At 70.7% G+C, this 19,538-nt stretch carries 19 protein-coding genes; 9 read left to right on the top strand and 10 right to left on the bottom strand.

Annotated features, from left to right (window positions below):
• Nucleotides 1-19: 19 nt before the first annotated feature.
• Genes SM452_RS26195 through SM452_RS26185 form a run of 3 tightly spaced genes read left to right on the top strand, consistent with a single transcriptional unit; the run spans nt 20 to nt 3,253 of the window.
• Nucleotides 20-1,375 (top strand): cation:proton antiporter, encoded by a 1,356-nt coding sequence (locus SM452_RS26195; protein WP_463840907.1) that lies wholly within the window; start codon nt 20-22, stop codon nt 1,373-1,375.
• Entirely contained in the window at nt 1,372-1,968 is a 597-nt protein-coding gene (gene folE / locus SM452_RS26190; protein ID WP_463840906.1) for a GTP cyclohydrolase I FolE, read from the top strand. The genes SM452_RS26195 and folE overlap by 4 nt, the downstream gene beginning before the upstream one ends.
• A gap of 1 nt (nt 1,969) precedes the next feature.
• On the top strand, nt 1,970-3,253 hold the full coding sequence (locus SM452_RS26185) for an aminotransferase-like domain-containing protein (RefSeq protein ID WP_463840905.1): 1,284 nt from the start codon (nt 1,970-1,972) through the stop codon (nt 3,251-3,253).
• On the opposite strand, the gene SM452_RS26180 is transcribed toward SM452_RS26185, so the two are convergent.
• From SM452_RS26180 to SM452_RS26170, 3 genes are read right to left on the bottom strand one after another with little or no spacing between them, the layout of a single operon-like run.
• A complete protein-coding gene (locus SM452_RS26180) occupies nt 3,247-4,656 on the bottom strand; it encodes an AMP-binding protein (RefSeq protein ID WP_355510802.1) in 1,410 nt (469 codons plus the stop codon). The genes SM452_RS26185 and SM452_RS26180 overlap by 7 nt on opposite strands.
• Before the next feature lie 8 nt (nt 4,657-4,664).
• Nucleotides 4,665-6,020: an NAD(P)/FAD-dependent oxidoreductase gene (locus SM452_RS26175; protein WP_463840904.1), complete on the bottom strand. Its 1,356-nt coding sequence runs from the start codon at nt 6,018-6,020 to the stop codon at nt 4,665-4,667.
• Nucleotides 6,017-6,307 (bottom strand): acyl carrier protein, encoded by a 291-nt coding sequence (locus SM452_RS26170; RefSeq protein WP_355510797.1) that lies wholly within the window; start codon nt 6,305-6,307, stop codon nt 6,017-6,019. The genes SM452_RS26175 and SM452_RS26170 overlap by 4 nt, the downstream gene beginning before the upstream one ends.
• Nucleotides 6,308-6,509: 202 nt before the next feature.
• On the opposite strand from SM452_RS26170, the gene SM452_RS26165 reads away from it, so the two are divergent.
• From SM452_RS26165 to manD, 3 genes are all read left to right on the top strand, one after another.
• Entirely contained in the window at nt 6,510-6,731 is a 222-nt protein-coding gene (locus SM452_RS26165) for a hypothetical protein (protein WP_355510794.1), read from the top strand.
• A gap of 117 nt (nt 6,732-6,848) precedes the next feature.
• Nucleotides 6,849-7,019, top strand: coding sequence for a hypothetical protein (locus SM452_RS26160; protein ID WP_013287071.1), 171 nt, complete (start codon nt 6,849-6,851; stop codon nt 7,017-7,019).
• Between the two features lie 89 nt (nt 7,020-7,108).
• Nucleotides 7,109-8,311, top strand: a complete 1,203-nt coding sequence (manD, locus tag SM452_RS26155) for a D-mannonate dehydratase ManD (RefSeq protein WP_463840915.1) — start codon at nt 7,109-7,111, stop codon at nt 8,309-8,311.
• Nucleotides 8,312-8,323: 12 nt separating this feature from the next.
• On the opposite strand, the gene SM452_RS26150 is transcribed toward manD, so the two are convergent.
• From SM452_RS26150 to SM452_RS26125, 6 genes are read right to left on the bottom strand one after another with little or no spacing between them, the layout of a single operon-like run.
• The gene (locus tag SM452_RS26150) at nt 8,324-10,453 is read right to left on the bottom strand and encodes an alpha-glucuronidase (RefSeq protein WP_463840903.1); all 2,130 of its coding nucleotides are present in this window, start codon (nt 10,451-10,453) and stop codon (nt 8,324-8,326) included.
• Nucleotides 10,450-11,139 (bottom strand): hypothetical protein, encoded by a 690-nt coding sequence (locus SM452_RS26145; RefSeq protein WP_355510788.1) that lies wholly within the window; start codon nt 11,137-11,139, stop codon nt 10,450-10,452. The genes SM452_RS26150 and SM452_RS26145 overlap by 4 nt, the downstream gene beginning before the upstream one ends.
• Nucleotides 11,136-12,659, bottom strand: coding sequence for a GH39 family glycosyl hydrolase (locus tag SM452_RS26140; protein ID WP_463840902.1), 1,524 nt, complete (start codon nt 12,657-12,659; stop codon nt 11,136-11,138). The genes SM452_RS26145 and SM452_RS26140 overlap by 4 nt, the downstream gene beginning before the upstream one ends.
• A gap of 6 nt (nt 12,660-12,665) precedes the next feature.
• Nucleotides 12,666-14,309: an ABC transporter substrate-binding protein gene (locus SM452_RS26135; RefSeq protein ID WP_355510782.1), complete on the bottom strand. Its 1,644-nt coding sequence runs from the start codon at nt 14,307-14,309 to the stop codon at nt 12,666-12,668.
• 39 nt (nt 14,310-14,348) lie between these two features.
• On the bottom strand, nt 14,349-15,275 hold the full coding sequence (locus SM452_RS26130) for a carbohydrate ABC transporter permease (RefSeq protein ID WP_230650141.1): 927 nt from the start codon (nt 15,273-15,275) through the stop codon (nt 14,349-14,351).
• Nucleotides 15,272-16,201 carry an ABC transporter permease gene (locus SM452_RS26125; protein WP_281599583.1) on the bottom strand — a complete coding sequence of 310 codons (930 nt, stop codon included), beginning with the start codon at nt 16,199-16,201 and terminating at the stop codon, nt 15,272-15,274. Before SM452_RS26125 ends, SM452_RS26130 begins: the two co-directional genes overlap by 4 nt.
• 67 nt (nt 16,202-16,268) lie before the next feature.
• On the opposite strand from SM452_RS26125, the gene SM452_RS26120 reads away from it, so the two are divergent.
• The gene (locus SM452_RS26120; RefSeq protein WP_463840901.1) at nt 16,269-17,297 is read left to right on the top strand and encodes an acetylxylan esterase; all 1,029 of its coding nucleotides are present in this window, start codon (nt 16,269-16,271) and stop codon (nt 17,295-17,297) included.
• Between the two features lie 120 nt (nt 17,298-17,417).
• Entirely contained in the window at nt 17,418-17,948 is a 531-nt protein-coding gene (locus tag SM452_RS26115; protein ID WP_262015058.1) for a hypothetical protein, read from the top strand.
• 13 nt (nt 17,949-17,961) lie between these two features.
• Here the strand turns inward: SM452_RS26115 and SM452_RS26110 are convergent, their stop codons facing one another.
• Nucleotides 17,962-18,318, bottom strand: a complete 357-nt coding sequence (locus tag SM452_RS26110) for a nuclear transport factor 2 family protein (protein ID WP_262015057.1) — start codon at nt 18,316-18,318, stop codon at nt 17,962-17,964.
• A gap of 108 nt (nt 18,319-18,426) precedes the next feature.
• Here SM452_RS26110 and SM452_RS26105 point away from each other — a divergent pair, with 108 nt between their 5' ends.
• Entirely contained in the window at nt 18,427-19,467 is a 1,041-nt protein-coding gene (locus SM452_RS26105; RefSeq protein WP_262015056.1) for a DUF4034 domain-containing protein, read from the top strand.
• Nucleotides 19,468-19,538: the final 71 nt, after the last annotated feature.

Raw genomic sequence — 19,538 nt, 5'->3', positions numbered from 1 at the left:
TGACCTGAGGAGTCACGAGATGACGTTGTCCGCGCCGCCGGGAGCGCTCGGCGGGAATTCGCTCCTGGTCTTCCTGAGCGCGGTGACCGTGCTGCTGCTGATCGCGCACCTGCTCGGCCGTCTCGCGGAACGGGTGGGCATGCCCGCCATCGCCGGGGAACTGCTCACCGGCGTCATTCTGGGACCGTCGCTGCTGGGCCACCTTCTGCCCGGGGTGACCGGCTGGATCTTCCCGGCCGACACGGGGCAGATGCATCTACTCGACGCGGTCGGCCAGATCGGCATCTTGCTGCTGGTCGGGCTCACCGGCACCCACCTGGACGTCGCCATGGTCCGGCGGCGCAAGGCCACCGCCGTGCGGATCAGCCTGGCGGGCTTGCTGCTGCCGCTGGCCCTCGGCCTCGGCACCGGCTACCTGCTGGCCGATTGGCTGAGCGGGTCGGAGGTGAGCGAGCCACTGGTCTTCGCCGGCTTCATGGGTGTCGCCATGGCGGTGACCGCCATCCCGGTCATCGCCAAGATTCTCTCCGACATGCGTCTGCTGCACCGCGATGTCGGCCAGCTAACCCTGGTCGCCGGCACCGTCGACGACGCGGTCGCCTGGTTCCTGCTGGCGGTGGTGTCGATGGCCGCGACCGCCGGGCTGAGCGCGGGCAGCGTGGCGAAGGTGATCTTCTACCTGATCGCGTTCGTCGTGTTCGCAGGGCTCGTCGGCCGGCCGCTGGTGCGCCGGGTCATGCGGTTCGCCGACCGCAGCCCGGAGGCCGGCCCCAGCATCGTGGCTGCCGTCGTCTTCGTCTTCTGCGGTGCGATCATCACCCAGTCGCTGGGTATGGAGCCGGTCTTCGGCGCCTTCGTGGCCGGCATTCTGGTCGGGTTGCCCCGCGCGGCGAACCAGGCGAAACTCGCGGCGCTGCGCACCGTGGTGCTCAGCGTCTTTGCGCCGATCTTCCTGGCCACGGCTGGTTTCCGGATGGACCTGACCGCGCTGGCCGAGCCGCGGGTCGCGCTTGCCGCGGCGCTGGTGCTGACCATCGCCATCGTGGGCAAGTTCGCCGGCGCGTACGCCGGGGCCCGGCTCAGTGGGCTGAACCGTTGGGAGGGGCTGGCGATCGGCGCGGGCATGAACTCCCGGGGTGTGGTGGAGGTGGTGGTGGCGCTCACCGGCCTGCGCCTGGGCGTGCTGAACACCGCGACGTACACGATCGTCGTGCTGGTCGCCATCGTCACCTCACTGATGGCGCCGCCGCTTCTGCGCTACACGATGGCCCGCGTCGAGTCCAACGAGGACGAACGGCTTCGCAAGTTCGACCACGACACCTGGAACGGCCTGCCGGCCGTCCGGCCGCCACCGACGATCGAGGAGAAGGCATGACCATCACCGCGAAACACGTCGCGCGGCCACGTCCGACAAGCGATATCGGGGCCGCGACCGTGGCGGCCGCAGCCTTTCTCGAGGCGCTGGGCGTCGACCTGAGCCCGGAGAACCTGCACGAGACGCCGGCCCGGATGGCCCGGGCCTACGCCGACCTGCTGACCCCCCGCGAGTTCAAGCTCACCACGTTCGACAACGACGAGGGATACGACGAGCTCGTGATGGCGCGTGGCATCCCGATTCGTTCGGTGTGCGAGCACCACCTGCTGCCGTTCTTCGGCGTCGCGCACGTCGGTTACCTGCCTGCCGGCCGGATTCTCGGACTGTCGAAGCTCGCCCGGGTGGTCGAGATGTTCGCCCACGGCACCCAGGTGCAGGAGCGGCTCACCAAGCAGATCGCCGACTGGCTCAGCCGGGAGTTGGAACCCAACGGGGTGGGTGTGGTGATCGAGGCCGAGCACCTGTGCATGACGCTGCGCGGCGTGCAGGCGGTCGGCGCGCGTACCATCACCTCGATGATGCTGGGCGTGCTGCGCGACGACACACGCTCCCGGGGCGAGTTCCTGGCCGCCGCCGGGCTGGGCGGGCGCTGAGATGCGCCGAGCCGAGCTACATGCAAGTCTGTCCGATCCGGTGCTGGACACGATGAACTTCCTCAACGAGATCACCCTGCGCTATCCCGCGGCGATCTCGTTCGCGCCCGGCCGCCCGTACGACGGCTTCTTCGAGACCGAGGAGGTGATCGCCCACCTCCGCCGCTATCTCGACCACCTGAAGGACCAGGGTGCCTCACCGGCGCAGGTGCGCACGGCGGTCTACCAGTACGGTCCGACCGCCGGCCAGATCCGCGCAATCGTCGCCGACTCGCTGCGGGGCGACGAGGGCATCGACGTGCCGGCCGAGTCCATCGTGGTAACCGTCGGCGCGCAGGAGGCGATGATGCTGGTCGTCCGCGCGCTGATCCGCGATCCGCGCGACGTGTTGCTGGTCTCCAGTCCCTGCTATGTGGGGATCACCGGGGTGGCCCGGCTACTGGACGTGACGCTCAGCCCGGTGCCGGAGACCGCCGACGGGTTCTCTCTGGCCGCCCTCGAGGCGAGCATCCGGGCCGAGCGTGCCGCCGGGCGTCGGCCACGGGCGTTCTACCTCGTGCCCGACCACGCCAACCCGTCCGGTTCCACGCTGTCCCGGTCGGACCGTACCGCGTTGCTGGACCTGGCCGTGCGCGAGGACCTGCTGATCCTGGAGGACACGCCGTACCGACTGGTGAGTCCGGGCAAGCCGATTCCCACGCTCAAGGCCCTGGACCGTCATCGCTGCGTGGTGCACCTCGGCTCGTACTCGAAGACGCTCTTCCCGGGCGCTCGTGTGGGCTTCGCCGTGGCCGATCAGGAGGTGGTCGGTGACGACGGCATGAGTGGGCTGCTGGCCGGCGAGCTATCGAAGATCAAGAGCATGGTCACGGTCAACACCTCGTCGCTGAGCCAGGCGGTGGTGGCGGGTGCACTGCTGGCCTCCGGCGGCCGGGTCTCGGAGGTGAGCGCCAAGACGGCCGGCCACTACGGCGACGCCATGCGGCGGGTGCTCGACCGGCTGGCCGAGCGGCTGCCGGCGGAGCGCCGGGCGGAGCTCGGTGTGCGGTGGAGCGAGCCGAGCGGCGGCTTCTTCGTCAACCTGGCCGTGGGAATCGAGGCCGACGACGCGGCGCTCGTCCGGTCGGCCGAGGAGTTCGGCGTCATCTGGACGCCGATGCGCTACTTCCACCCGGACGACGGTGGTCGCCGGGCACTCCGGCTCTCCGTGAGCTACCTGACGCCCGAGGAGATCGACGAGGGCATCGACCGGCTGGTGGCGTTTCTCGAAGCCGAAAGTCACTGACCCGTCGCGAAGTCCGCGGTGACCGCGGCCCGGTCCACCTTGCCGTTGGCGGTGCGAGGCAGCTCGGCGACGAGCCGGACGGCATCCACCACCATGTAGGTCGGCAGGTGAGCGGCGCAGTGCGCCTTGAGCGCGAGCGTGGTCGGCCGAGCCTCACCGGCCGGCACGACGGCGGCGTGGATGCGGCCGGCCAGCCCGGTGCCGACCACCACGACGGAGGCTGCGGCCACAGCGGGATGGGAGACCAGGACAGCTTCGATCTCGCCCGGCTCGACCCGGTGCCCGCGCACCTTGACCATGTGGTCACGGCGGCCCACGTACTCCAGGTTGCCGTCCGGCCCGATCCGGCCGAGGTCGCCGGTCCGGTACGGACCGTTCCGCGCGGGCCGGCCCCAGTAGCCGAGCATGACGGTGGGGCCGTCCACCACGATCTCGCCGACATCGGCGCCAGGCGGGTCCAGCCACACCCGGTCGCCGCTGCACGCCTCGCCGATCGGCAGCGGCCGGGTCCGGTTCAGGTCACGGGCGGTCACCTCGTACGAGGTGCACACGTTCGTCTCGGTGGGTCCGTACCAGTTGAACAGCCGAACCGCGGGCCAGGCCGTGCGCAGGCGTAGCACGTCGGCGATCGGGAACGGCTCGCCGGCGAACACGCAGACCCTCAGCGCCGGCGGCGGATCGCCGTCGAGCAGCCCGCCGTCCGCGATCATCAACTGAAGGGCTGAGGGCACCGAATACCACACGGTGATCCCGCGTTCGACGAGGAAGCGGGCCAGCGTCTCCGGAGCGAACGCGAACGCCGCCGGCACCAGGTCGACGCAGGCGCCGGCGTAGAACGCGCCGTACAGGTCGAACACCGACAGGTCGAAGTTGAACGGCGCGTGGTTGGCGAGCCGGTCGGCGGAATCCAGGCCGGTCTCCTCCGCCGCCCAGCACACGAAGGACAGCACGTTGCGGTGGCTGATGCTGACGCCCTTCGGTTCCCCCGTGGAGCCAGAGGTGTACAGGATGAATGCGCAGTCGTCCGGCGTCGCCGTCGCATCGTCAGGTCTCTGGCCGGGCTGCGTGCGCAGCCCGGCCAGGTCGTCGTCGGTGAGTATCAACCGCGCGGTGCACCCGTCGGCGATGCGCTGCACCCGCGGGCCGGGGTTCGATGGGGCGACCGGCACATAGGCCGCCCCGAGCCGGAGCACCGCCTGCATGACGGCGACGGTGTCGATGCTCTTGGAGGTCCAGAGCACCACCCGGTCCCCGATGCGCACACCCAGACCGGCCAGGGCATGCGCGTAGCTGTCGGCGAGCGCGTCCAGTTCCGCGTACGTGGCGGTGGCCGCTCCGTCGTGGACGGCGGGAGCGTCCGGGCTGCGCCGGGCTGCAGCCCGGACCAGATCGGGCAGCAGCATGACGCGCCTCAGAACAACGCCGCGGCGGCGGCGCTCGCTTTGAGGTTGCCCAGCCGACCGTGCCAGAGGTGCTCCGGGTCGGCCTCGACGGCCGCCACGAACTCCCTCATCACGGCCAGCGCCGGCGGCTCCACGTCGTCGTACACGTCGCCCTGCAGCATCCGGATGACGTCCATCCGGTAGCGGGGGTCGTCGATGAATGCGGTGAACAGGATGTTGAGCCGGTAGTAGATGGAGATGAAGTCGTACCAGCTGTTCACGCCGCGACGCAGCGTGTTCACGTATGTATCGAACCGTTGCCGCCGGAAGTCGCCGGCTTCGGCGGCGGCGATGATGTCCGCCGCGGCGAGCCGGGCGCTGTTCATCGCGACGCTGACGCCACTGGAGAAGATCGGGTCGACGAACCGGGCGGCGTCGCCGATGAGCACCATGCCGTCGCCCGCGATGGCACGCATGGCATAGCTGTAGTCGCCCTCGGACTTGAACGGCCGCAGCCGCTCGCATTGCCGGAGCTGCTTGTGCAGATCGGGCCGGCTGCTGACCGAGTCCCAGAAGAAGGTCTCGAGGTCGTCCTTGGCCGCCTTGAAGCGCTCCTTCTGGGTGACCACTCCGATCGACGTGATGGTGTCGGTGATCGGGATCTGCCAGACCCACGTGTCCTCGAGCGGCAGGAAGTGCACATGGATGAAGTCGGACTGGCTGTCGTCGCGGGCCAGCGCCTCCCGGTCCAGCCCCTCGAACCAGGTGTGGATCGCGTACTGGTTGAACACCGGATCCGGTACCTTGATCTTCAACTGGTTGCCGAGCTGGGTCTGCCGCCCGCTGGCGTCGACCACCATCCGGACCGGCACCTGACGCTTCTCGCCGTCCATGGTCACGTGCAGCACCGGCCGGTCGGGGTCGGTGAAGTCGACCCGGTTCACCCGCGTCTCGGTGTGCACGGTGGCGCCGAGCTCGCGGGCGTGCTCGAGCAGGATGAGGTCGAACCGGCCGCGGTCGACGTGGTACGAGTACGGCTGCTCCACCCCCTTCTGCTTGCGCTCCTCGTAGCTGATCTCGGCCACGCCCCATCCGTGCGAGCTGACCTGGAAGTCCATCGGCGAGGCCGGCCGTGAGTCGGCAGAGGTCCAGGCGGCGCCGTACTTACGCGGGAAGCCCCCCTTGTCGATCTTCTTGAGTGCGCCGATCTCCCTCAGCACCGGCGTGGTAGCCGGCACCAGCGACTCACCGACGTGCTCGCGGGGGAACGCGGACGCCTCGAACACCGCGACATCGAGCCCGGCCTTCGCGAGATAGGACGCCATCGTCGATCCCGCCGGACCACCCCCTATGATGCCGACGTCGTAGGCGGTTTCCTGGTTCATCGGGACTCCTCGCTCACGCCGGCCGCGACCGGGACATCGGCCACCAGAGCGGCGATGGTCTCCAAGTCACGGAAGTTGCGTGCTGTCATGGCGGCTGGCGAGAGCCGCACGCCGAACGTCTCTCGGATGTACGCCACCAGCCGGGCCGTCTCGATCGAGTTCAGCACGCCGAGTTCGAGCAGAGGCGTGTTCTTCGTGAGGTCGGTGGCGTTCTCGACACCGAGCAGCCGAACGGATACGTACTCGGTCAGAACATTCAGTATCTGGGTGTGCCGGTCTGTCGACATCGAATCTCCTAGGAGGCCGCCTGAAGCCGAGAGTAGGGCGGTGGTGGTGGTGGCCGCCGCTCGTCCAACCAGGACGTTCCATTCAGTTGCACACGGATCGGCGGCGGGCCTCAGCGGTGACCGTGGCCGTCATCCGGACCTGTTCCCGACCGGGCCCGGGCGCGGAGATCCTCGTCGCTCCCGCCGTGATCCAATGGTGCGCATGGTTCTTCAGCGGATTGCCGCCGGCCTGCTGTTGCTGATCGGGCTGCTGGCGATGGCGGCCACCCGCACCTTCCCGTTCCTCGACGATCTCTCCGAACCGGCCGAGACAGCGGTCGCGATCGGGGGTGCGGCGTGCCTGCTGGCGGGGGTGTGGCTGTGGTTGCGCAAGCCGGCGGACCGGTCGTCCACTCCCTCGGCGGGCGACGGTGAGACCCCGTGACGGCGCGTGGACCGGCGGCGGCGGAAGGCCGGCGTGACAGCCGGAGTGATCGGCCGGCGGACGCGTCGCCGGGTGCTCCGGCGCGCGGTTCCGGCGGAGGCGTCGGATACTGAGCCGATGACCAACCCCGACCTCGATCCCGAGGTGTACCCGCCGATCGACCCCCGTGAGGACGTGCCGGACGACCCCGGCGAGCTCCTCCCGGACACGCCCGGCGAGCTGCCCGAGGCGCCGGTCGAGCCGATGCCCGACGACGGGGAGCCCGGGGGCGTGCCCGAACCGGCCTGACCGGCCGGCGCCGGGGCACCCGGGAGATCGACGACAATGGATAATTCTGTGGTGACCGGCGCGCCGACCGCAGGGGAGACCGGACGAGAATCGTCGACGCCCGGGTGATCGTGACCTGCCCCGGCCGCAACTTCGTGACCCTGAAGGTCGTCACCGACGCCGGTGTCACCGGCGTCGGCGACGCCACCCTCAACGGCCGGGAGTTGGCGGCCGCGTCCTACCTGCGTGACCATGTCGTTCCGCTGCTGATCGGGCGCGACCCGGCCCGGATCGAGGACACCTGGCAGTACCTCTACCAGGGGTCGTACTGGCGGCGCGGGCCGGTCACGATGAGCGCCGTCGCCGCCGTGGACACCGCGCTGTGGGACATCAAGGGCAAGGTCGCCGGGCTGCCGGTCTACCAGTTGCTCGGCGGCCGGTCCCGCGAGGGCGTGACAGTGTACGGGCACGCGAACGGCGAGACCATCGACGAGGTGCTGACCGAGGTCGCCCGCTTCGTCGACTTCGGCTACCGCGCGGTGCGGGTGCAGTGCGGTGTGCCCGGCCTGCCCCGGACGTACGGCGTCAGCGCCGACAAGATGTTCTACGGGCCCGCCGACGCCGCGCTGCCGACCGAGACGACCTGGTCGACGGAGGCGTACCTGGCCCACGTGCCGGGCGTGTTCGCCCGGGTCCGCGAGGAGTTCGGGCCCACCCTCCGGCTGCTGCACGACGTGCACCACCGGCTCACCCCGATCGAGGCGGCGCGGCTCGGCAAGAGCCTGGAGCCGTACGCGTTGACGTGGATGGAGGATCCCGTCCCGGCGGACCTGCAGGAGGGGTTCCGGCTCATCCGCTCGCACACCACCACGCCGATCGCCGTCGGCGAGGTCTTCAGCAGCATCTGGGACGCGGCCCAGCTCATCCGGGAACAGCTCATCGACTACGTGCGCACCACAGTGGTCCACGCCGGTGGGATCACCCACCTGCGACGCATCTTCGACCTCGCCGCGCTGCACCACGTCCGCAGCGGCTCGCACGGCGCCACCGACCTGTCCCCGGTCTGCATGGCCGCCGCGCTGCACCTGGACCTCGCCATCCCCAACTTCGGCCTGCAGGAGTACATGCGGCACACCGAGGCGACGGACGAGGTGTTCCCGCACGGCTACCACTACGACGGCGGGTACCTGCATCCGGCCGAGACTCCGGGGCTCGGGGTGGACATCGACGAGCAGGCCGCGGCCCGCTACCCGTACGCGCCGGCCTACCTGCCGGTGAACCGGCTGGCGGACGGCACCGTGCACCCCTGGTGAGCGCGCGCCGGTTCAGTGGATGCGGCGACCGTACGCGTCCGGCACCCCGGACTTGCGGAAGAAGTAGGTGTTGATCTGGTCCCGCCACTCCACGGCGCAGCGGAACTGTTCGTCGAGGCGCTCGGCCACCCGGTCGTGGACGGCCGGGTCGACCGCCCCGGCGAGGAGCCGCCACCGTTCCCGCATCGCCGACACCTCCTCGACCCCGGCGAAGTGCGTGTCGTAGATGTGCTGGATCACGGTACGGCCACTGTGCAGCACGTGCCGGTAGGGAACGTGATGGAAGAACAGCAGCAGCTCGTCGGGGCAGCGCTCGCGTGACTCGTACACCTCCGACCACGGCGGCGGGTACTGGCCGGTGAAGCCGGTCCCGGTCGCCCGGGTCCGGTCCACCCCGACGCCGTCGCGGTCGGCGAAGTGGTAGGTGCCCCACGCGGTGTACTCGTAGCCGTCCACGTCCGGGCCGTAGTGGTGGCCGGGCCGCACCATGAAGCCGACGCCGAGCGGGGCGGTGTAGCGCTCGTAGGTGCGCCAGGAATCGTCCATGATCGCGTGCATCGTCCGCCGTACCGCTTCCGGATCGCCGGTGGTGACCGGCAGCCAGGTCAGGTCGATCCACTCGTCGAGGATCGCGCCGGGATCCAGCAGCGGGTCCCAGGCGAGCCGGCCGAAGGCGTACAGGTTCGCCTGGGCCAGCGGGTGCCCGGTCCAGAACGGGTCGTCGCCCACGTTGGACACGGCGACCAGGCCGCCGCCGGTGCCCGCCCGGCCGGCCGCGACGTCGGCGATCGTGCCGCCGGGCTCGCCCCGGGGCCGGAACCGCAGCACCTCGCTCCACCAGGGTGCGAGGTAGCAGACGTGCCGCTGCTGGCCGGTGTACTCCTGCGTCGCCTGCACCTCCACCGCCAGCCGGGTCGCAGGCATCGCGGCGAGCACCGGGGACACCGGTTCGCGTGTCTGGAAGTCGATCGGGCCGAACTTCACCTGGAGGATCACGTTGTCGGCGAACCGTCCGTCCAGCGGCGCGAAGTGGTCGTGGGCGGCTCGGGCCCGGTCGGTCGACCGGTCCCGCCAGTCCTGGTGGTGGTCGTAGACGAACGCCCGCCAGCGCACCACGCCGCCGTGCGGGGCGAGCGCCTCGGCGAGCAGGTTCGCGCCGTCGGCGTGGTCGCGCCCGTACGCGAACGGGCCGGGCCGACCCTCGGAGTCGGCCTTCACCAGGTAGCCGCCGAAGTCGGGGATCCGCCGGTAGACCTGCCGGGTGACGGCGGCCCACCAGGCCCGTACCCGCTCGTCCAGCGGATCGGCGGTGGGCAGGCCGCCGAGGACCACCGGGGCGGCGAAGGTCACCGCCAGATGCACCCGGATGCCGTACGGGCGCAGCACCCCGGCGATCTCCGCGACGTCGCCGAGCCGGTCGGTCAGCAGTAGTGCCTCGGTGTCGTGCACGTTGACGTTGTTCACGCAGATCGCGTTGACGCCGCAGGCGGCGAGCAGGCGGGCGTAGTCGCGGAGCCGGGCGTAGTCGCGGAGCCGGGCGGTCTCCCGCCGGGCGGCGCCGTCGCGCCAGAACAGGGAGCCGCCGGCGTAGCCCCGCTCGACCTGGCCCGACACCGGGTGTACGGCCACGTTGTCCCAGTGGTCGAGCATCCGCCGGCCCAGTGCCGGCCGGTGCCGCCGCGCCGGAAGGTCGTCGTCGAAGGCCGCCGTGCCGAGCCGGACCACGTGGAACATCCCGTACAGCAGGCCGGCCGGCGCGTCGGCCAGGACCACTGTCACGCCGTCCACCCGCGTCAGCAGGTACCCCTCGTCGCCGAGGGAGCCGTCACCGGTGCCGTTCACCGCCGGTGTCGTGCCGAGCCGGGCCGTCTCGGCTGCCGCGTTCGGCACCGGGCCGGCCCCGCGCAGGGCCAGCACCAGGTCGGCGTCGACCTGCCACGGTGGACCGTGCCAGAGCCGTCCGCCGTACCGGCCGCAGGCCCGGCTCACCTCGTCGAGGACGGTGCCGACCAGGGGTCCGTCGCCGTGCACCAGCACGCCGCGCGAGCCGAGTTCGCGGAACGCCGCTGGCGGGAGCCAGGCGGCGTGCCAGGCGGACTCGCCGGCGTCGGCGGACGCCCGGCCGGTGACCGGAACGCTCATGCGGTGAACTCCGCCCGGATCTCGTCGATCATGGGGTTGCCGATCCGCAGCAGTGCCAGCACCAGGAGCGCGGCGAGCAGGGCGAGTACCGCCTCGGAGAACACCGCGGTGACGCCGGCGGCGGCGGCCAGCAGCGCGACGTTGCCGACTGTGACGCCGGGCTTGCGCGCCACGTAGTAGAGGGCGAGCCGGAGCACGTCGCGGGTGCGGAAGGTGAACAGGGAGACGATCACCAGCGCGTTGACCCCGACCAGGATCACCCCCGCCCCGACCACGACGAGCGGCACGGCCCACCAGCCGGGGACGGCGGCGGCGGGCAGGTATGCCAGGTTGACAGCGATGACGGCCAGCCACAGCAGCGTCGGCGCCCAGACGCGCAGCACGCCCGGCAGGTTGGCCCGGTAGGCCCGGCGGAACGCGGCGGCGGGACGCAGATCGGTCAGGTCGGGGCGCTGGTGCCGCAGCGTGTACAGCGCGGCCGAGACGGCCGGGCCGACCGGCAGCGCGGCGGCGGCGACCAGCGGGAGGTTGCTGCTGTCGCGGTCGAGCAGCACGAGCACGGCCAGGCCGGGCAGCGTGCTCACCAGGAGCAGCAGTTCCACCACGAGCAGGGTGTGAACCGTCGCGGCGGCCCGCGACAACGGCCCGTCGCCGAACTCCCGCAGCCCGCCGGTCGCGCCGGTCACCGTCGGTCCCCGGGCGGGTCGAGCAACCTGTCGTCCCACCACGGCGGGGTCTCGTCCACCACCGGCGTCAGCTCGGCGACTGTCACCTCGTGCCGGGTGAGGACGAGGTCGAGGTCGGCCCGCCCGGCCGCGACCGGCAGGGCGCGATGGGTACGGGCCGGCTCGGCGGCCTCCCGCAACGCGTCGAGCTGCCGGGGCCGTGGCGAGTGCGGGCTGCCCATCTCCCGCCAGGCCGCCCAGACGTTGCCGGCGTCCTCGCCCACCGACGAGCGGAGCAGGAACGCCGACACGGTGCCCGGCGGGCCGATCGGAACCGACAGCGACAGGGTGTGCCGCTCGGGTGCCGGTTCCCGGCCGGTGACGTCGACAGGGGCCCAGGCCAGCACCGCGACCCGGCCGTCGGGGTGCCGGGTGACGAGGTGGTCCGGTCCGCGTGCGAGCACCTCGTCGCCGAGCCGGGCCATGAACGCGTACAGGTGGTAGGTGGGTTTCTTGATCTGCCGGTGGGTGAGCAGGCCGAAGCCGCCGTGCAGCGGCGCGGTCGGCACCCCCTCCTCCTCGAACACGTCGCTGAAGGTCCAGTAGGAGAAGGAGTCGACCAGGTCCCCGCCGCCGGCCAGCACCGGGGCGAGGTAGGCGGCGTGGAAGGCCGTGTCGTGGATCGGGTTGTCCGGCCGGTAGGAGGAGTTGAACTCGGTGATGTGCACCGGGAGGTCGGCCAGCGCGGTGCCGGCCAGGTGCCGGCGGGGCGCGGCGAACTGTTCCAGCAGGTCCGCGGCCGGGGCGAGGGTCTGCCGGGTGCCGAACGGCAGGTGCCGGGCCGGGCCGGAGGTGTAGGCGTGCCGGCTGACGAAGTCGACAGGCACGTCGCGGTCGGTGACGAACTCGGCGAACGGCTTCAGCCACTCGTCGGCGCCGGGGGAGAGGGCCGGGCCGCCGACCTGCAGCGCCGCGTCGACGTCCTTGACGGCGTGCGCCGACACCTCGTACAGGCGGTGGTAGGCGTCCTGGTCGGCGCCGGACCAGAACGCCGTCAGGTTGGGCTCGTTCCACACCTCGACGGGCCAGCCGCGCACCTCGTCGAGGCCGTACCTGTCGACCAGGTGGGCCACCGTGGCGCGGACCAGGTCACCCCATTCGGTGTACGACCGGGGAGGTGTCACGTTGCCCCGCCACCAGAACACCGTCTGGTCGCCGGGGGCGAGTGCCGAGGGCATGAAACCCAGCTCCACGAAGGGCCGGATGCCCATCGCGAGGTAGGCGTCGACGACCTGGTCGACGTAGGTGAAGGCGTGCCGCACCCGGCGTTCGCCCTGGTAGTCGTAGGGGCGGTGCACGCCGACGCCGTCGCTGAGCAGCCCGTGCCCGCGGATGTGCCGGAACCCGATGTCCCGCTGCACCAGCGCCAGCGAGTCCTGATAGTCGCGTCGCAGGGCCAGGTCGAACCGGCCGGTGCCCACGCAGGTACGCCAGGCGTCGGTCAGCCGGCCGACGGGCCGCTCGGGGACGGTGCCGCGCATCGCCGGTCAGCCGTGGCTCTTGCGGTACCGCTCGTACGCCTTGTTGACCAGGTCGATGTAGGCCTGCGCGTTCTTGCCCTTCAGCTCCGAGACGTAGGCGTCCCACTCGCTCAGCGGCCGCTGGCCGAGGGCGAACTTCAGCGTGTTCTGCGTGACGTGGTCCTTCAGCGCGGTCGCCCACAGCGTCGTCTGCTCGCGCTCCTCGTCGCTGAGCGGCGCGGGCGGCGGAGTCACCCAGGGCGCGGCCTTGCGGGCGTTCATCTCCTTCTGGAACTCCAGTTCCTCGGGCGAGAAGAACGACTGCACCAGGTCGAGCTTGCCGCCGTAGGCGAAGACGCCGTTGTAGAAGCCGAAGTCCTTCTGCAGATGCTTGCTGCCCTTGGGGTTGAGCCCGATGACGTTGACGTCCGGGGCGAGGCTGCGCTTGCCCGAGGCGTCCTTCGTGTACGTGGTGCCCTCGACGCCCCACTTGGCGAACTCCTGGCCGGCGTCGGAGTACCAGAGCCAGTCGACGAACTGCATCATGGCCACGAAGTTCTTGCCGTCGCGGGCCTTGCTGGAGATCATCACGCCGTTCTCCAGCCGGCTCGCCGCGTTGACCGGGCCGGCCGGCCCGATCGGGAAGAGGATCTTGCCGAGCCGGGCGTTCGGGTTGATCTTCGCGATGTCCGGGCGGTAGTCGTTCACCAGGGTCTGCGCGTTCGAGCTGATCACGAAGGACTTGCCGCTGGCGAGCTTCTGCCGGGCCTGGTCGTCGGTCTGGGTGAACGTCTCCGGGTCGAGCAATCCCTCGGCGACCAGCTTGTGGAGATACTCCACCACCTGCCGGTAGCCGTCCGAGGCGCCGGTGAAGACGTACTTCCCGGCACCGGCGTCCCAGCTCGTCGGCTGGTAGTTCCAGCCGGCGCCCGGCAGGCCGTGCGCCAGGGCGAGCATGTTCAGCAGGTTGCCGGCCGGGTTGGGCTTGCCGAACCGGTCGGAGAACGGGATGACGTCCGGGTGGGCCGCCTTCATCGCCTTGAGCATGGCGTACACCTCGTCCCAGGTGGTCGGGGACGGGATCTTCAACTGCTCCAGCACGTCGGTGCGGACCGCGAGGGTGTAGTCCTGCCAGGGCTTCTCGTGCAGTCCGGGCAGCAGGTAGAACTTGCCGTCCTCCTGCCGGAGCGTGTCCATCTCCGGCTGGAGCTTCCACCGCTCGATCTTGTCCTTGAAGTTCGGCATCAGGTCGAGGTAGTCGCTGACCGGCAGGATGGCGCCGGAGGAGACGTACGAGTTCTCCTGCGGGTGGTAGGTCTTCGGGATGATCATCGGGGCGTCGCCGGAGCCGACCAGCACGCTGCGCTTCTGCTCGTAGTCGCTCAGCGGCACGGCGACCGGGTCCAGCTTGACGTTCGTCCGCCCGGCCAGCTCGGTCCAGAACAGCCACTCCGGCTTGAGCGGGTAGTTCGGGTGGTTGTTGTAGAGGATCGAGAACGTGACCGGCTCGGTGGCCTTGAACTGGTCACCGATGCCGTACTTCTCCATCGCGCCCGCACGGTTGCGGTCGAGGTCCTTCTTGTCCGGGGTGTCGTCGCCGCAACCCGCCAGGGCGACGACGGCGGCCGCGCCGCTGGCGAGCAGTACCTGGCGCCGGGACAGCTGGGCCATGGATTCTTCCTTCCGGTGGTGGGGGTGTGGTGCGGGCGGCTATCCCTTCACGGCGCCGAGCATGATCCCGGAGACGAAGTACCGCTGGATGAAGGGATAGACCGCGAGGATCGGCAGGATCGTCAGCACGATGGTCACGGACTGGATGGTGGCGGCGGACTGGACGACGTCGCCCGCGCTGCCGAGGCCGCCGCCGGTCTGCGTGGCGTCCGTCGCGCCCGCGATGAGGTTGCGCAGATAGACGGTCACCGGGAGCAGGTCCTGGCGGTCCATGTAGAGGAACGCGGCGAACCAGGAGTTCCAGAACGAGACGGCGTAGAACAGCACCATCGTGGCGACCATCGCCTTCGACAGAGGCAGGACGATCCGCAGCAGCGTGCCGTACGTGTTCAGCCCGTCGACGGCGGCGGCTTCCTCCAGCTCGACCGGCAGGCTCTCGAAGAACGCCTTCATCACCAGCAGGTTGAACACGTTTATGGCGTTGGGCAGGGCGATCGCCCACACGGTGTTCTTCAGCCCGAGGCTGGTGACCAGGACGTAGTTGGGGATCAGGCCGCCGGTGAAGAACATGGTGAACACGGCGATCCCGACCAGCGCGGTCCGGCCCCGCAGGTGCCGCTTCGACAGCACGTACGCGTAGCAGGTGGTCAGCACGACGGAGATGAGCGTGGCGACCACGGTGTAGAAGACGGTGTTGCGGTAGCTGATCCAGAACGTCGGGTCCGACGTCACCACGCGGTACGCGGTGAGGTTGAACCCCCGCGGCACGAGGTTCACCTCGCCCGCGACGATGTACGCGTTGTCGCTGAGCGAGCGGGCCACGATGGTGAGGAACGGATACAGGGTCACCACCACGACGCCGGTCAGCACGACGGCGTTGACGACCTGGAAGACCCGGTAGCCCGCTGTCGGCCGGGGGCCACGCGGGCGGACCGCCGGCGCCCGGGTGCGGGCGCGCGTGCTCACCACAGGCTCGTCCCCACCGTGCGCCGGGAGATCGCGTTCGCCGACAGCACCAGCGTCAGCCCGATCACGGACTCGAACAGGCCGATCGCGGCGGCGTAGCTGAGGTTCCCGGAGACGATGCCCACCCGGTACAGGTAGGTCGAGATCACGTCCGCCGTCGGGTAGGTGAGGGGGTTGTACAGCAGCAGGATCTTCTCGAAGCCGACGGCCATGAAGGTGCCGATGTTGAGGATCAGCAGTGTCACCATCGTCGGCCGGATCCCCGGCAGCGTGACGTGCCAGGTCTGCCGCCACCGGTTGGCGCCGTCGATGCGGGCCGCCTCGTACAGGTCGCCGTCGACTGTGGTGAGCGCGGCGAGGTAGAGGATGGTGCCCCAGCCGACGGTCTGCCAGACCTCGGAGGAGACGTAGATCGTCCGGAACCATCCGGCCTGCTGCATGAACGAGACCGGCTCGCCGCCCACGGCGCGCACCATCTGGTTCACCGTGCCGTCCACCGACAGCAACTGGAGGACCATGGCGGCCACGATCACGATCGACAGGAAGTGCGGTAGGTAGGACACCGACTGGACGAACCGCTTGAGCGCGCGGTTGCGTACCTCGTTGAGCAGCAGCGCCAGCACGATCGGCAGCGGGAAGCAGAACAGCAGGGTCAGCGCGCCCAGCACGAGCGTGTTGGTGAACACGCTCCAGAAGGTCGGGTCGGTGAAGAACAGCCGGAAGTACCGCAGCCCGGTCCAGTACTCGCCGACGATGCTGCCGCCCGGCTGGAAGCGCCGGAACGCGATCACGTTGCCGAGCATCGGCAGGTAGCGGAACGTCAGGAAGAACAGCAGCGGCAGGACGGCGAGCGAGTAGAGCTGCCAGTCCCGGCGCAGGGCCCGCCGCCACGGCGTACGGCGACTGCGCGGGATCGGGGCTGCCAAACTCGTCCTCCCGCCTGACCGTCGGCTGGAACTTTCCGGTAATACGTCGTAAGCCTTTCGGAAATTTATGGGTATCGTTATCGGCGTGTCAAGAGCGTCGATTGATATCTCCCTCGAGCAGCTCCGCCGCTACGCACCGGCCGTTGCCGAGCCCGCCGACTTCGACCGGTTCTGGCGGGCCACCCTCAACGCCGCCGCGGCCACCCCGGTGCTCGTCGACGTCCGTCCCGAACCCACCGACCTGCGGCTGGTCGACGTGTGGGACGTGACGTTCGCCGGGTACGCAGGCGAGCCGGTCCGGGCCTGGTACACCCGTCCCGCGGGCGTACCGGCGCCGCTGCCGGCAGTGGTGGAGTACCCCGGCTACGGACGCGGCCGGGGCCTGCCGGGCGAGCGGCTCACCTGGCCGGTGGCCGGGTACGCCCACCTGCTGGTGGACAACCGGGGACAGGCCGGCCTGTACAGCCGCGGCGACACCCCGGACCCGCACGACGCGCCCGGCGGGCCCGGCCCCGCCACGCGGGGGATCCTGTCCCCGGACGACTACCACTACCGCCGCCTCATCACCGACGCGGTCCGCGCGATCGACGCCGTCCGCGTCCTGCCCGGGGTGGACCCGGCCCGCGTCGCCGCGGTGGGCAACAGCCAAGGTGGTGGACTCGCGCTCGCGACGGCCGGCCTCGTCGACGGCCTCGCCGCGCTCCTGGTCACCGCCCCGTTCCTGTGCGACATCCAGCGCGCCATCGAACTGACCGAGGCGTCCCCGTACGGCGAGATCGCCAGCTACCTGGCGGTGCACCGCGAGGCCGAGGAACCGGTCCGGCGCACGCTGTCGTACGTCGACGGCGTCACCTTCGCCCGGCGGGCCACCGCCCCGGCGCACTTCGGGATCGGCCTGCGGGACGAGGTCTGCCCACCGAGCACCGGTTTCGCCGCCTACAACCAGTACGCCGCCGCCAGCGGATCGATCGTGCCGCTACGGGAGATGCACACGTACCCGTTCAACGGCCACGAGGGCGGGGAGGCCGTCCACGTCCGGCGGCAGCTGCGCTGGCTCGACACGGTGCTCCGTACCGCCGGGACGACGGCCGGCTGACGACCTCACCGGATGCCCCCAGCGCAGCGCCTGGACCCGGGCCGGCGTCCCGGAGCAGGCGTCGTGACGCCCGCGCGGGCACCGTCCGGAGCGACTGTCGTCCGCCCCTAGACTGCGCCGATGGATGCTGAATTCGCGGCGAACGCCGCGGCCACCGCCGCGATCTTCGGAGTCTTCGGGATGGCCTGGTTCGGCTGGGCGCAGGAGGCGCCGCCCAAGGCGTGGCGTCCGTGGCTCGGCGTCGGCTCGGTGTTGTCCCTGGCCGCGGCGATCGCCGGCGGCGTCGTCACCGTACGCACCTGGGACGAGGGCAGCTCCGTGGACGACAGGACGGGACCGGTCTTCGGTGTGATCGTCCTGATCGAGGTGGTCCTCTGCGCCGCCGGCGCGATCTGGCTCCGGCGGACCGGCCGCGCGTCCCTGGTTCCGGCCTGGATCGCCCTGATCGTCGGCCTGCACTTCTTCCCCCTGGCGCCGCTGCTGGGGTATCCGGCCCTCGCGATCTGGGCGGCGCTCGTCACCCTGGTCGCGGTCGTCAGCGTTGCCGTCGCCCGGCGGTACGACCTCACCCCCAGCGCCGTCGTCGGTGCCGGCACCGGCGTGACCCTCCTGATCGGAGCGGCGACCGCACTGGTGCACGCCGGAGCCTGAGCGGTCCGAGCTCTCACTGGACCGGGACGAAGGTGGCGGCCAGCACCCGCCAGTTGCCGTCCTCACGCACCCACAGCCGGGTGTAGCGCAACCGCGCGGACACGACGGCCCCGCCCTGGACCCCATCCACCGCAGCGACCGTGCGGGTCACCCCGGTCGCACCGTCGTCCTGGACGTCGAGCGACTCCTCCACCAGGTCGGTGATCCGCAGGGCGCCCGAGCGGTAGCTCTCCAGATCATCCTCCTTGGTGAAGACCGTGCCGTCCGGTCCGGCACCCACGACCCGGGGGTGCAGAAGCGCGTCGAGGGACTCGACATCGGCGGCACGCTGAGCGGCTTGGAGCCGCCGTTCCGCAGCACGGAGATCCATCCACCGATCCTCTCCGGCGCCCCGCACCGCGACAAGCAGGTTGGCTCGCGGCAGAACGGCAACGCTGCGGCCCCCACCCCGGTTCGCTGACATCTACCATCCCTGATCATGATCTCGACCGTGTGGCGGATTCTCACCCGCCAGATCGACCCCAACCCGGCGCAGGACGACGCCGTGCTGCGCGAGGCGTGCACGCAGGCGCGGTACGGCTCCGACATCGGACCGGCCCGGAAGGCGCTGATCGCCACCCGCAACGACTACGACCGCCGGGCCCGGTACGTCGGTGTGCTCGCCGAATCGACAGCTCGTGGGCTGGGATCGCGGATCGACCGTACGACCGGCCGGGTCGACACCACGGAAGCGTGGACCGACCGCTGGGTGTCGCGCGCGCCCGCGGATCCGGACGCCCAGCTCGTCCGTGCCGGTTCGCTGATGGCACGGGCGTGGGAAGTGCGCGGCGGCGACTGGGCCTCCAACGTACGTCGGGAGCAGTGGGTCGAGTTCAGCCGCCTGCTGGACCTGGCCCGGCAGGTGAACGATCTCGCGATGCGGCTCGCACCGGACGACCCCACGCCGTGGGCGCACCGGCTGCGCCTCATGATCGACGAGAGTGCGCCACTGGAGGACGTCGAGGAGACGTGGCGTGAGCTGACCAAGCGGGATCCCTGGCATCACCAGGGCCACGTGCTCCGGCTGACCTACCACTGCCGGAAGTGGAGCGGCTCGCACGAGGCGATGTTCGACTTCGCCCGCTCGGTCGCCGCCACGGCGCCTACCGGCTCACCACTGCTCGTGCTGCCGGTTCGGGCCGCCGCGGAGTGGGCGCTGTGGGAGCAGGATCGCGAACCCCACGGCGGTACCGCCGACGAGATCGGCGAGCGGTGGCGACAGGATCCGGTCATGCAGGCGGATCTCGACAACGCGCTGAACCGGTGGTTCCACCAGCCGGCGACCCGGCACGCCCACTGGCTCGACGACGCGAACTTCCTGGCGTACGGGCTGGTGCGCACCGGCCGCGACGCGGAGGCCGCGCCGGTGTTCGCGTCGATCGGCCGGTACGTGACAGGCGTTCCGTGGGCCTGGTGGGGCGACGAGCGGCACGACGCCGTCTTCCTACGAGCCCGTCGCCGCGCCCGCCGCGCCGCCTGACCACGGGCGACGCCGTCGCGGCCGCAGTCGACTCCCGATCGGAGAAGCCGTTCTTACCACTCTCTTACGGG

This window comes from Micromonospora sp. SYSU B005, assembly GCF_055362685.1.
This window is presented reverse-complemented; position numbering and strand designations above follow the sequence as displayed.